The sequence below is a fragment of the Nitratidesulfovibrio vulgaris str. Hildenborough genome, from assembly GCF_000195755.1.
Classification (GTDB): Bacteria; Desulfobacterota; Desulfovibrionia; order Desulfovibrionales; family Desulfovibrionaceae; genus Nitratidesulfovibrio; species Nitratidesulfovibrio vulgaris.
The window spans coordinates 1,940,032-1,953,552 of sequence record NC_002937.3; the positions used below are offsets into that span (position 1 = coordinate 1,940,032).

Sequence of the window (13,521 nt, forward strand, 5' to 3'; positions counted from 1 at the left end):
CACCGTTTCCGGGGCGGGGCGTCTCATGACAAACCTGCAGGGCTATTTCAGTACGGTAGCCTTGGTGATGACCACAGGAGTACGCGGAACATTCTCATGGAAGCCATAGCTGCCAGTGGGAACGCCCTTGATCTTGTCGACAACGTCAGTGCCTTCAACCACACGCCCGAAGACGGCGTAGCCCCAACCCTGCCCCGCAGGTGCACGGAAGTTGAGGAAGTCGTTGTCCTTCACGTTGATGAAGAACTGGGCCGTGGCGGAATGAGGGTCGTTGGTGCGCGCCATGGCCAGCGTGTACTTCTTGTTGCCAAGACCGTTGGACGCCTCGTTTTCGATAGGGGCGCGGGTCTTCTTCTCGACCATGTTGGCGTCGTAGCCACCACCCTGAATCATGAAGCCATCCATGACGCGATGGAAGATGGTGCCGTCATAGTGACCTTCTTCCACGTACTGGCGGAAGTTAGCGGCGGTCTTGGGAGCCTTTTCATCGTCGAGTTCGATGACGATGTCACCCATGCTGGTTTCGAGCTTGATCATTGTATGGCCTCCATTGACCGGTGCGGCATACCCCTGCGGTGAAACACAGAGAATGCCCGCGACCAGTGCGATGATCATGAGAATGTCACGCATGGCACTGCTCACTTCGTTGAGGTTGATGCGTTGCCGTGCGGGGTTCTACCAGAAGCGTTGCTCAAGGGCAAACACTGACGCACACGCCCGACACGCATGGCACTACCATCAGCTGCAGAGCGACCCCGCAGAACAGGAGCAGCACCACAGAGTCATGCCGCTACCGACCACGACCTCAAGCAGTCGTGGTCGGCAGCGGGCAGAGAGTCTTATTCGATTCGGAACGACAGGGCATCATCGACCACGTCCACTTCCACCGTCGTGCCATCGCGCAATTCACCGGCGATGAGCTTGCGGGCAAGGGGAGTTTCGATGTTGTGTTGCAGGTAGCGCCGCAACGGCCGGGCACCGTACACGGGGTCGTAGGCGGCCTTGGCGATGAAGTCGCGCGCCACATCACCGAGACGGATGTCGATCTTGCGCTCGGCAAGGCGCCCGCGCAACCTGCCAAGAAGAAGCTCGACGATGCGGGCTATCTGGGCGGGCAGCAACGGCTTGAAGAGCACGGTCTCATCCACGCGGTTCAGGAACTCGGGCCGGAAGTGCCTGCGCAACTCCTCCATCACCTTCTCACGAACGCCGGAAAGGAACTCGCCCCCTTCGCTGATGCCGTCCAGCATGTAGGGTGAGCCGATGTTCGAGGTCATGATGATGATGGTGTTGCGAAAGTCCACTGTCCGCCCGTGGCTGTCTGTCAGCCGCCCGTCGTCCAGTATCTGGAGAAGGGTGTTGAACACATCAGGGTGGGCCTTCTCTACCTCGTCGAACAGCACCACGCTGTAGGGCTTGCGCCGCACCGCCTCGGTGAGTTGCCCGCCCTCGTCGTAGCCCACATAGCCGGGAGGGGCTCCGATGAGCCGCGCCACCGCGTGCTTCTCCATGTACTCGCTCATGTCGAGGCGAACGATGTTCTCTTCGGTATCGAACAGGGCCTCCGCCAGGGTCTTGCAAAGCTCAGTCTTGCCGACGCCCGTGGGGCCAAGGAAAATGAACGAACCGATGGGCCGCGAAGGGTCTGAGAGCCCGGCACGTGCACGAAGCACAGCTTCGGATACGGCGTCTACGGCCTCTTCCTGCCCGACCACGCGCTCATGCAGCACATCGGCTAGGCGCAACAGCTTCTCGCGCTCCGATTCGAGCAGGCGTGTCACCGGGATACCCGTCCACCGCGCGACGATTTCGGCGATGTCGTCGGGACGCACCTCCTCCTTGAGCAGCCGCGTCTCGTCATGCCCGCCCTTCTCGGCGGATTCGAGTTGCCGCTCGAGTTCGAGCAGGCGCGAATACTTCAACTCCGCCGCCCGGTTGAGGTCGTAGGCGCGCTCGGCCTCCTCGATGGCGTGACGGGTGCGCTCGATATCCTCCTTGATGCTCCGCACGTGGTCGATGGAACCCTTCTCGCGCTCCCATTGCGAAAGCAGGGCCGTCTGCTCTGCCCGCAGGTCGGCGAGTTCGTTCTCCAGCCGTTCCAGGCGTTCTCGAGAGGCGACATCAGTCTCGCGCCGCAAGGCTTCACGCTCGATCTCAAGCTGCATGATCTTGCGGTTGGCCTCGTCAAGGTCGGCGGGCAGCGAATCTATCTCGGTACGGATGAGGGCGGCAGCCTCGTCGATGAGGTCGATGGCCTTGTCCGGCAGTTGCCTGTCGGTGATGTACCGATGCGAGAGCGTCACCGCTTCGACGATGGCCGAGTCGCTGATGCGCACGCCGTGGTGCACCTCGAAACGCTCCTTCAGGCCACGCAGGATGGAGATGGCGTCCTCTATGGTCGGCTCGTCGACGAGCACAGGCTGGAAGCGCCGTTCAAGGGCCGGGTCCTTCTCGATGTACTTGCGGTATTCGTCGAGGGTGGTCGCGCCGATGCAATGCAACTCGCCCCGCGCCAGCATGGGCTTGAGCAGGTTGCTGGCATCCATGGCGCCGTCGGTCTTGCCCGCACCGACGATGGTGTGCAACTCGTCGATGAACATGATGATGCGGCCCTCGGACTTCTCGACCTCCTTGAGCACCGCCTTGAGGCGTTCCTCGAATTCGCCGCGGTACTTGGCCCCGGCGATGAGTGCCCCCATGTCCAGCGCGAACAGGCCACGCTCCTTCAGGCCTTCGGGCACGTCGCCCTTGAGGATGCGGTGGGCCAGACCTTCGACGATGGCCGTCTTGCCCACGCCAGCCTCGCCGATGAGCACGGGGTTGTTCTTGGTGCGCCTTGAAAGGATGCGGATGACCCGGCGAATCTCGGCGTCACGCCCGATGACGGGGTCGAGTTTGCCCTTGCGCGCCTCCTCCACGAGGTCGCGACCATACTTCTGAAGCGCCTCGTAGGTGTCTTCAGGGTTGGCGGACGTGACGCGCTGCGAACCGCGCACATCCTCCAGCACACCGAGCACCTTCTCGCGGCTGAGCGAGAACTCGCGGGCGATGCGCCCCATGATGGTGGAAGCGGGTTCTTCGAGAAGCACACAGAAGATATGCTCTACGCTGACATATTCGTCCTTCAGCTGCCGCGCGAAGTCCTGCGCCTTCACCAGTACGGCGTTGAGTCGCTTCGAGACGAATATCTGCCCCGGTGCCGCCCCCGGCCCGCTGACGGCGGGACGCTTGCCGAGTTCGCGCTCGAGCGCCTCGGCAAAGGCTTCGGGCTTCTGCCCCATGCGGTCGAGCAATCTGGGCACAAGCCCCTGCTCCTGCCTGACGAGGGCGTCGGCAAGGTGTTCGGCATCCACTTCCTGATGACCGAAGCGGACGGCGATGTTCTGGGCCTCTGCCAGTGCCTGCTGTGACTTCTCGGTGAACTTTCCGATATCCATGGCGCGTTCCTCCTTGTACGTCCGCTACCTGCGGATCGAGACCTCGAGTTCGCGAATTCTGCTGTTGAGGGTGTCTATGCGGTCGAGCAGGTCGACGATGATGATGCCGCCGACGCTCGGCAACTCGAAATCAGCGCAGATGCGTTCGAGCTTGCGAATGCGATAGACGTCGATCTGCCTGAAGAGCATGGCCTCTACCGGTGTCATCACCGGCTCTATCCACCCGAGTTCTATGAGCTCGTTGAGACGGGCTGGAAGAATGGCCGCAAGTTCCAGAAACTCGGCCCTTGCGATCAGTTCCGAACGGATGGGCAGACCGGCTACGCTGTGCTTACCTTCCATGTTGTTCTCCTCGTCGGGCCGGAGTTGAGGCGTTACCGCCCTTCACGCGCCCGGAACGACGATTCGCGGGCCAGGGTTTCCCAGAGTTCACGCTCTCGCGGCGTCAGCGTGTCGGGCACGCGCACCACGATGCGCACGAATTGATCGCCACGCTTGCCCACCGGGCCAAGACCGCGCCCCTTGAGCCGCAGCTTGCGGCCGCTGCCGGTGCCGGGAGGCACGGCGATGTCCACCTCGCCATCCAGCGTGGGCACGCGCACCGTGGTTCCCAGTGTCGCCTCCCATGGTGCGAGGGGCAAGTCGTAGACGAGGTTCGACTCCTCGACGGCGAAAAGCGGATGCTGCGCGAGGCGCACCTTGAGGTACAGGTCGCCCGCAGGGGCTCCACCCATGCCCGGGTCGCCCTGTCCGGCAAGGCGTATCCGGGCGCCATCGCGAACGCCTGCGGGGATGTTCACCTCGAGCGTACGCGGCCCGGTCTGCCCTTGCAGGGTGATGGCGCGCCTTCCACCCCCGTGCACCTCTTCGAGGGTCAGGGCTATCTCGGCCTCCACGTCACGCCCCTTGCGCTGACGCCCGGAGAAACCGCCGAAGGGGTCTGGGCCGAAGCCTCCCCCACCCCGCCTGCCAGCGCCTGCGCCACCGAAGAGCGTCTCGAAGAAGTCGCTGAAGCCCGCCCCGCCGAAGCCCTGCCCGCCGCCGAAGTCGAAGCGGACGTTCTCGAAGTCCGGTGCCCCCTGAAAGTTCTGTCCGTGCTGCCAGTTGGGCCCGAGTTGATCGTAGAGCTTGCGCTTCTCGTCGTCCTTGAGCACTTCGTAGGCCTCGTTGATCTCCTTGAAGCTCTCCTCGGCCTTCTTGTCTCCCGGATTGAGGTCGGGATGGTACTTGCGGGCCAGCTTCTTGTAGGCCTTGGCAATCTCATCCCGTGAGGCGGTGCGGCTCACGCCCAGCAGCTTGTAGTAGTCCTTGAACTCGACACCCATCTCGTATAGCTCTCCTGTTGACGGTGCCAGTTTCTGCACTCGTCGATTTCGTCCTTTTAGATAAGCCGCCCTAACCGGCAGTCAAGAAAGGGGTACGCATCGGGATGCATTCATCCCGCGCCGCCCCGTCAGGATATGCAACATGCTCCGCAGCCTTCCGGTACTCATGTACCACTACATCAGCCGCGTCCACGATTCCATCGCCGTACACCCCGACCAGTTCGAAGACCATTGCCGGGGCATGGCCGCCGAGGGCTGGCGCGGCGTGAGCCTTGCCGAGGCTGAAGCGTTCCTTGCCGAGGGCACGCCACTGCCCGAACGTTCCGTGCTCATCACCTTCGACGACGGCTTTCTCGACAACTACGTCCACGCCCTGCCCATTCTCGAAAAGTACGGGCACTGCGGCACGGTGTTCGCCACGGCGGGCAAACTCGAAACCGCAGCCGGGCTGCGCCCCACCCTCGCCGACGTATGGTCGGGGCGCATCCCCGCCGAGGGGTTGCCCCGTGTGGACGCCCCCTTCGTGAAGCACAGGCTTGGCTTCGATGAACGGCACGACCTGTTCCTCAACTGGGACGAGGCCCGTCATGCCGAATCGACAGGCACCCTCGCGGTGGCGGCCCACTCCATGTGGCATCGCAGCGTCTTCACCTCGGCTTCGTATGAGGGCTTCTACGCCCCGCAACGCCGGGGGCGCACCTTCGACCGCGTGGAGGGCGACGTGCCGTGGGGGCTGCCGCGCTTCAAGGTGGGTCCGGCACTGCGCGAACGCGCCTTCCTGCCTTCGGCCGAACTTCTGCACGCCATCCGCGAGACCGTACCGCAGGACAAGGACGGAGCCTACGCCTTTTTCTCCGACACCGCCGCGACAGAGCGCCTGATGCATACGGTGGAGGCATTCGGCGCGGACGGTCTCGGCAGGTTCGAGACCGACGCGGAACGGACAGAACGCATGTACCGCGAGATGCGTGACTGCAAGCAGCTTCTCGAGAACGAACTGGGGCATCCCGTCACCACCTTCTGCTGGCCTTGGGGGGCCTTCTGCGACGAGGCCCTCGCCATAGGGCGTGAGCTTGGCTTCAGGGTCTTCCTGACCACGCTCATGGGGTCCAACCCGCCATCAGCACCGCTTGCCGTGCACCGGTTCAAGGCCAAGGCGAAACCGTGGTCTTGGCTTCGCCTTCGTCTGCATGTCTATTCCCGCCCGCTGCTTGCGAACCTGTATGCGAGGATGCGCCTGTGACCGCGCAGGGCACGTGAACGACACCCGCCAGACAACGCCAAGCCGGGCGACGCTAGGCCGGGCGCCGTATGCACGGAAACGCACAGACGCCCGGGATGACCAGAGGTGCCGCGTCCGCCCCGACCATCCCGGTGACCTGAGCGCAAAAGAAACAGGCCGGAAGCTCTGCTCCCGGCCTGTTGTCATCACGTGAGGCTGCTATGCCAGCCGTTTGATGGCGTGCACGAACTCCATGACCTGTTCCTCGGTGGAGTCGAAGCTGGTCATCCAGCGCACCTCGTGCAGCACCGGGTCCCACTCATAGAAATAGAAGTCCTTCTGCAGTGCCGCGATATGTTCCGGCGAAAGCCGGGCGAACACGGCGTTTGCCTCAACGGGCCGGGTGATGGTCACATGGGGCAGACCGCGCAGGCTTTCAGCCATGAGCCGTGCCATGCTGTTGGCGTTACGGGCGTTCTCAAGCCACAGACCATCACGCAGAAGTTCGATGAACTGCGCCGCGATGAAGCGCATCTTCGAGACCAGTTGCATCCCCTGCTTGCGGATGAACTTGAATTCGCTTGCCAGTTCACGATTGAAGAAGATGACGGCTTCACCGAACATCATGCCGTTCTTGGTGCCGCCGAACGAGAGCACATCGACCCCCGTGTCACGGGTGAGGGCCGCCAGCCCGGTATCGAGTGCCGCCGCCGCGTTGCACAGCCGTGCACCATCCATGTGCAGCAGCATGCCGTTGGCGTGGGCGAAATCGGCCAGCGCGCGTATCTGCGCCGGCGAGTACACCGTGCCGAGTTCAGTCGTCTGGGTGATGGAGATGACACGGGGCTGGCTGTGGTGGAAATTACCCAGCGAGTGCATGAGGGGCACGATGTCCATGACCCGGATGCGACCGTCGTGCGACGGGATGACCTGCAACTTCGACCCGGTCACCGACTCCGGCGCGCCGCATTCATCGACATTGATATGGGCCACATCGGCGCAGACCACCGAATGCCAGGGGCGCGTGACGGATTTGAGTCCCAGCACGTTCGCAGCGGTGCCCAGAAAGACGAAATACAGGTCGATGTCATCACCGAAGTGTCCGCGGAAGACATCCGCAGCCTCACTTGTCCACGGGTCCATGCCGTAGGCCTTGGCGTGGCCTTCGTTGGCGGAGGCCATGGCGGCGAGGATGCGCGGATGCACCCCTGCTGTGTTGTCGCTGGCGAAACTCTTGAGCATCCTGTTCCTCCTCATACGCGCGGCGGGCATTGCCGCCGTGAGAGTGCCTCGTTGTAGACGCGTAACGTCGCGTCCCTGAAATCTTCGCTTCGCAATGAAGCCATGCGACGCACACAGGCTGCGCGAAGCCCCTCGCGCCATGATGCGTCGTCGTGCACGCGGGCAAGCAAGGCTGCCAATGCCTGTACGTCACCGGGCGGACACATGGCATCGCCGGGAAGCAGGTCGGGCATGACGCCCACGGTACTCGACACCAGCGGTACGCCACAGGCCATAATCTCCAGTGCGGCGCGGGCGATGGCCTCCGACCACAGCGAGGGCACCACCCCCGCATCCATGGCGGAGATGCAGCCGACCACATCAGGGTGTCGCCCGGTGATGGCGGTGATGTCACCGACCCCCGCGTCGCGTATCCACCCTTCGACCTCGGCCTGCGTGGTGGCGGTCTCGAAACCTGCCAGCATGAGCCGCAGGTTGTGATACCCCTGTGAACGGAGACGTGCCACGGCCTCTATGGTCTCCTTCTGCGCCTTCACCCTGTCGAAGCGCCCAAGCAGCCCTATCACGAAGGCATCATCACCCCATCCGTATCCCTGTCTGACAGCAACGCGCCCTGCGGGGTCGAAGCGGAACCTGTCCGCATCCACACCACCGATGATGGTATGCACCCGGTCGGAAGCGACCCCCATGTTATCAGCCATATGGCGCGCCATGACGGAATTGGTGGCAATGACGGCGTCGACCACGCGGGAGTGCAGCAGTCTGTTGGGCAGATTGCCCTTGGGCAGGCGCTGGTCGCCGCGTGTACGGACAAGGGCGAACCCTGCCTCCCGCCGCAGCACGGCCCAGAGAGGCACCCCTTCGCCCCTGTGACAGTTGACCACATGGGGCCGGAACGCCTGCACCAGCCGACGCATGGAGACGTAGAGACCGGGCCAGTGCAGAGGATTGCCCGTGTTGAGTGGCAGAGGGACAGGGTCTAGCCCCAGAGACACGGCCTTCTCGAACGAAGCTGTGCCCGCAAGACCTATGACGAGCGTCTCATGCCCGGAAGCGCGCAGCAGACGCGCCAGTTCAATGCCGTACCATGCGGTGGCATTGAACCAGCGCACGTTGACGACCTGAATGGTACGCAAACCCCCGGCTGCCGGGGCGGAAGGGACGGGATGGCGAACGTTCACGCGGGAGTCATGCCAGCATCGACCACGGATGACAAGAGCGGGCTGCGATTACTGCCAACGTTCCATGCCCTCCCGCCGGTCAGTATGGAACGCCAACGGACGGAGGCCGTCTGGCGCCCCTGCCCTCAGGACGACAGAGTATTGACGATGCATCCTACCGGCCAGATGGCTGGACGGCGGATGACAGGAGGAAGTGACAGGGTGACGGAGGCATCAGGGCGGCACACATGAATGCGGGCAAGCGTCGCAACAGGTGCAACTGTGTCAGCCGACGCAACTATGGCAACTGCGCAACTGGCGTAATCGGTGCAACTGGCGTGTAAGGCTAGACCCGCCGGTTGATGCTTGCAAGGAAGTTGGATGCCTGCATGTTGAAATCGAGAATGGACGAACCGCCTCCGTTGGATGTGGAGTCGAACCAGAGTGCCATGCTCTCCATCTGAATGCGGGTTCGCAGGGCGGCAGGAGAAATCTGCTGTGCCTTGCGTGCCTGATCAAGCCCGGTAAGGGCCTGAATGTCATTGAACTTGGCGACCATGTCGGGATTGTCCTTGAAATACTTCTCGACCTTGGCCTTGTCTGCATGGTTGCTGACGACAGAGACACCCCCCTGACCGTCGGACGCAAGGCGGAATTCGATGTCCTTGTCGACACCGAGGGCCAGCAAGTCCTTACGGACCGTTTCCGAGAACGAGGCTTCAAGCCCTTCACGATACTTCTGCAATGAGGCGAACGAAACCTGACTGCCGCCCGAGAGTTTCATGCCTTCGAACAGCGAACGCAACTGAAGCGCAAGCGTCCCGCTTGTGGCCCCTGCATACGCCCCGGTGGCCGAGGTCTTTCCGCCTGATGTGCCGGACGTCTTGTCCGAAGCAGTGGCATCCTTCGTGTTCGACTGCTTGAGATTGGCGAAGTCGATACCATTACCGTAAGCCATCGTGTAGCTGCCTATTCCCGTCGTACGCATCGTGCCTCCCGGCGGCAGTGGTTGCCGCCTCATGTCAGTGCCGACTTCCAAGCATGAATCATGCCAATACAGCAAAGAAAAAGCTTGGACGCTCCCGGCAAAAAGGGCTATCGAGGCATTACGGGGGCTGGTGACCACAGGGTCGCCTAGGTTGTATCCTTTTGCCAAAGCAAGGCATGACACAGACACAAACGGTCGAAACACTCTCCTTCGACGACGCCGGACTGGCCAATCAACTCTTCGGCGCACAGAACGGCAATCTCGACATCATTGCCGAACGTTCCGGCACGTCCATAGATACATGCGGCAACGCCGTCACTGTCAGCGGTGAGAATGCCATTGCCGTGGAGACCGTGCTGAGGCTTCTCACGCAACTCTACGGCCTGCTCAAGGCAGGGCACCCTCTCTATGCCCGTGATGTGACCCATGCCTACTCCATGCTCGAACGCGAACCCGCAACGGAGTTGCGCAAGGTCTTTCGTGAAGCCGTGTTCGTCGTCTCTCCGCGCAAGACGGTGACGGCCAAGACGCTCTCGCAGCGAGACTATGTAGACGCCTTGCGTGACAACGACATGGTGTTCGCCGTGGGCCCTGCGGGCACGGGAAAAACCTACCTCGCCGTGGCGACGGCCCTTGCATTGCTGCAAGCCCGCCGCGTCAAGCGCATCATACTCACCCGCCCCGCCGTCGAAGCGGGCGAGAAGCTGGGCTTCCTGCCCGGCGACCTCGTCGAAAAGGTCAACCCCTACCTGCGCCCACTCTACGACGCCCTGCACGACATGCTCGACTTCCAGAAGGTTACGGACATGCTCGAGACAGGGGTCATCGAGATTGCGCCTCTGGCCTTCATGCGCGGACGCACCCTGAACGATGCGTTCATCATCCTTGACGAAGCACAGAACACGACCCCCGAACAGATGAAGATGTTCCTCACCCGGCTGGGTTTCGGGTCGCGCGCCGTCATCACGGGCGATGTAACCCAGATAGACCTGCCCACATCCGGAAGGGGCGATGCCCTCTCCCGGTCAGGCCTCGTACAGGCCATGCGCATCCTCGACGGCGTCAAGGGCATACGCATCATCCGCTTCCATGAAGCCGACGTCATAAGGCATCCACTGGTCGGACGCATCGTACAGGCCTATGAAAGACATGAATCCGTCAAAAACAACCATACGTAACCTGCTGCGTCGACTCGCGCTCGTGACCGACGCCGGCGGCCTCGTCGCCCTCGCCTGTGTCATCATCGCGCTCTCGTTCCTTGCAGGGAGCGACATGAAGGCTCCTGCACGCGTTCTCGTCGCCGGAGAGATTGCTCCTCATGACATCGTGGCCGACCGCGACCTGCTTGTCGAAGACCAGCAGGCGACACGGGCCCGCCGTGAACAGGCCGGAATGCTGCAACCGGCCGTCTTCGAGTTGAGCACCGAACCCCTTCTGCACCTGCGCGAAAGGGTTCACGAAGTGTTCCAGTCGCTCAACAACGCCGAAATCGGCGACCTCGAACCGTTGCGTCTAGCCCTCTCCGACCAGTTGGGCACCGATATTTCCATGCGTACGCTCACGGTCTGGTCGAGCGAATCGTTCCAGTCGTATGTCACCACCAATGTCCTGCCATGGACCGAAGCCCGGCTGTCCGACGGCGTATCCTCCGACATGCGCATCCTGCTTCAGTTCAAGGGAGGCATCCTCGTACGCGACCTGACCACCGGAACCGAAACGCTACGCACCAACCTGCATGCCATCCCCGACATACGCACCGTCACCTCCGAATTGACGCAGACACTCAAGAACGACGGACAATTGCAACTCGCCACCCGCAGGGCCATCCTGTCGCTCATCGAGCCTCTGCTGGTGCCCACGCTCACCCTCAACCGCGAGGCGACCGCAGCCCGTTCAGCCGAGGTCACGGACGCCATAGAGCCTGTGCTGTACAGGCTTCAACGGGGAGAGGTCATCGTCCGGCAGGGCGAACGTGTCGGACGTGAACAGCAACTGAAAATCCAGAGTCTCTACAGCGTTCGCAGCAAGCGGCTGCATTCGCTCACCGTCGTCGGCACGGCGGTTTCAGCGGCCATTCTCGCCTTCGGCCTCTTCTTCGCCCCCAGCGGCAGACCGGGCCGCCCGCTGCAACGCAAGGACCTGCTCTTCATCTCCCTCCTGCTGCTGGGCTTCGCCCTCGCAGCCAAGGGGCTCAACCAGCTTGCCCCGGGCATCACCGACGGCATCGCCACCGAACGGCTTGCCTACTGCTTTCCAGTGGCCGGGGCCGCAGGCCTTTCGGCACTCATATTCTCCGCCCGCCGCTACTGCGTGACAGGACTTCTGCTGGCCTTCTTCTGCACCGTCCTGCTACAGGGGGGCTTGCCGCTCTTCCTGTTCTTCTTCGTGGGAGCCATGCTCAACACATGGCTGGTCACAAGGGCCCAGACCCGGCAGGATGTGGTGTGGAGCTTCTTCCCGCTTCTGGGGGGACTGCTGGTATGCGGCCTTGCATCGGCGCTGCTTGAAGGATTGCGCGGTACGCCACTTGTGCACACCCTGCTGCTGGTCGGGGCCAACGCCATGATTTCGATGCTGCTGCTCTTTGCCCTGAGCCCCTTCCTCGAAATGGCGTTCCGCTACACCACGCGTTTCCGCCTCATGGAACTCATGAGCCTTGAACAGCCGCTGCTACAAGACCTCATGGTGACGGTACCGGGCACGTACCACCACTCCCTCATCGTCGCCAACATGGTCGAAGCCGGGGCCAAGAACATCGGTGCCAACAGCCTGCTGTGCAAGGTGGCAGCCCTCTACCACGACATCGGCAAACTCTCGAAGCCAGAGTACTTCATCGAGAACCAGTTCGGCAGTCGCAACAAGCACGACAAACTGGCTCCCTCCATGAGTGCGCTCATCATCACCTCGCATGTGAAGAAGGGCGTGGAACTGGCGGAGAAGCACAGACTGGGGCAGGAAATCGTGGATATCCTGCGGCAGCATCACGGAACCCGCGTCATCCGCTACTTCTTCCAGAAGGCTGTCGACCTTGGCGAAAAGCCGCGTGAAGAGGACTACAGCTACCCCGGTCCGCGTCCCCAGAGCCGTGAAGCCGCCATCGTCATGCTCGCCGACGCTGTCGAGGCGTCAAGCCGTACGCTTGTCGACCCTACGCCCGCGCGCATCAAGGGGCACATCGACACCATCGTGAAGGGCATCTTCGCCGAGGGGCAACTCGACGAATCCGAACTCACGTTCAAGGACCTGCATAAGCTCTCGCAGAGCTTCCACCGCATCCTCACCGGCATCTTCCATCAACGCATCGAATACCCGGATGCGAACAAGGACAAGAAGCCCAGAAACGAGCAGAACGATAAGGCGCCTGCCGTGCAGGAGCAGCCTTCGCAGTCGGACAGTGCGGAGACGGCATCCGTGCAGACTACAGAACTCTCCAGACAGACCGGCGGCAAGAACGGCAACGGCAAGGGCAATGCCACCATCTCCGGGCAGCCACGTACCGAGGGTAAGACTGACAGCGGAAACCCCGCCCCGGACACCGAGGTGGACAACGACGTGGAGTCCGCCGCCGCTGGTTCAGAGAATGCGCTGCCCGCAGCAACTGCACGCCGAGGAGAGCGGGACGGGACGGCATGAGTCGGCTTCTTGTTGACGACCCCTGCCGGGCAGCATGGCGGCTGCCCATCGCCCTTCGCGACATTTCAGGGGTGTTCGCCGCCATGCAGTGCGCCACGGGGCTGGAGGGCTTCGAGGTGGAACTGACCATCGCAGACGACGCCCTCATCGCCATGATCAACGAAGAGCAGTTGGGCTGCATCGGCCCCACCAACATCCTCTCGTTTCCGGCGTATGGAGCCCCCCCGGATTACCCTGCCGACGGCATGGAATGCGGCACGGGGCAGGATGCCCACACCAGCCTGCCGCTTCTGGGTTCGCTGGTTCTCTCCGTGGATACGCTGCGACGGGAGGCCTTCCTGTACGGTCAGCCCGTTCAGGAGCATTGTCTGCGACTGCTGGCCCATGGACTCGGGCATATCGCCGGATACGACCACGGGGCGGAGATGGAAGCCTTCGAAGAGGCGGCCCGCGAGGCTGCCCTCGCGACGCGCACAGCCCGTTGACGACACGCCAGACACCAGCGCATCCTTCT

Annotated in this window: 11 protein-coding genes; 4 read left to right on the forward strand and 7 right to left on the reverse strand. The window is 62.6% G+C overall.

The genetic code is table 11. From position 1 onward, the window contains the following. Positions 1-42 precede the first annotated feature (42 nt). The 4 genes from DVU_RS08880 to DVU_RS08895 all read right to left on the reverse strand — a co-directional run bounded on the left by DVU_RS08880 (position 43) and on the right by DVU_RS08895 (position 4,762). The gene (locus tag DVU_RS08880) at positions 43-630 is read right to left on the reverse strand and encodes a peptidylprolyl isomerase (RefSeq protein ID WP_014524377.1); all 588 of its coding nucleotides are present in this window, start codon (positions 628-630) and stop codon (positions 43-45) included. Positions 631-839: 209 nt separating this feature from the next. Further along, on the reverse strand, positions 840-3,437 hold the full coding sequence (gene clpB, locus DVU_RS08885) for an ATP-dependent chaperone ClpB (RefSeq protein WP_010939160.1): 2,598 nt from the start codon (positions 3,435-3,437) through the stop codon (positions 840-842). A gap of 24 nt (positions 3,438-3,461) precedes the next feature. Further along, positions 3,462-3,779, reverse strand: a complete 318-nt coding sequence (locus DVU_RS08890; protein WP_010939161.1) for a chaperone modulator CbpM — start codon at positions 3,777-3,779, stop codon at positions 3,462-3,464. 32 nt (positions 3,780-3,811) lie between these two features. Next, positions 3,812-4,762, reverse strand: a complete 951-nt coding sequence (locus DVU_RS08895; RefSeq protein ID WP_010939162.1) for a DnaJ C-terminal domain-containing protein — start codon at positions 4,760-4,762, stop codon at positions 3,812-3,814. Between the two features lie 142 nt (positions 4,763-4,904). Between DVU_RS08895 and DVU_RS08900 the strand changes: the two genes are divergently transcribed. Then, positions 4,905-6,005 carry a polysaccharide deacetylase family protein gene (locus DVU_RS08900; RefSeq protein WP_010939163.1) on the forward strand — a complete coding sequence of 367 codons (1,101 nt, stop codon included), beginning with the start codon at positions 4,905-4,907 and terminating at the stop codon, positions 6,003-6,005. Positions 6,006-6,203: 198 nt separating this feature from the next. Here DVU_RS08900 and DVU_RS08905 read toward each other — a convergent pair whose 3' ends face one another. The 3 genes from DVU_RS08905 to DVU_RS08915 form a co-directional block, all read right to left on the reverse strand. Further along, a complete protein-coding gene (locus tag DVU_RS08905) occupies positions 6,204-7,226 on the reverse strand; it encodes a threonine aldolase family protein (protein WP_010939164.1) in 1,023 nt (340 codons plus the stop codon). An 11-nt stretch (positions 7,227-7,237) separates the two neighbouring features. After that, the gene (locus DVU_RS08910) at positions 7,238-8,362 is read right to left on the reverse strand and encodes a glycosyltransferase (RefSeq protein WP_372341103.1); all 1,125 of its coding nucleotides are present in this window, start codon (positions 8,360-8,362) and stop codon (positions 7,238-7,240) included. 370 nt (positions 8,363-8,732) lie between these two features. Further along, complete coding sequence (locus DVU_RS08915) at positions 8,733-9,374, reverse strand: hypothetical protein (protein ID WP_010939166.1); 642 nt, start codon at positions 9,372-9,374, stop codon at positions 8,733-8,735. A gap of 176 nt (positions 9,375-9,550) precedes the next feature. Between DVU_RS08915 and DVU_RS08920 the strand changes: the two genes are divergently transcribed. Genes DVU_RS08920 through ybeY form a run of 3 tightly spaced genes read left to right on the forward strand, consistent with a single transcriptional unit; the run spans position 9,551 to position 13,492 of the window. After that, positions 9,551-10,552, forward strand: a complete 1,002-nt coding sequence (locus DVU_RS08920; protein WP_014524376.1) for a PhoH family protein — start codon at positions 9,551-9,553, stop codon at positions 10,550-10,552. Further along, complete coding sequence (locus DVU_RS08925) at positions 10,524-13,007, forward strand: HD family phosphohydrolase (RefSeq protein ID WP_014524375.1); 2,484 nt, start codon at positions 10,524-10,526, stop codon at positions 13,005-13,007. The genes DVU_RS08920 and DVU_RS08925 overlap by 29 nt, the downstream gene beginning before the upstream one ends. Beyond that, positions 13,004-13,492, forward strand: coding sequence for an rRNA maturation RNase YbeY (ybeY, locus tag DVU_RS08930; protein ID WP_010939169.1), 489 nt, complete (start codon positions 13,004-13,006; stop codon positions 13,490-13,492). Before DVU_RS08925 ends, ybeY begins: the two co-directional genes overlap by 4 nt. The last annotated feature ends 29 nt before the right edge of the window (positions 13,493-13,521 follow it).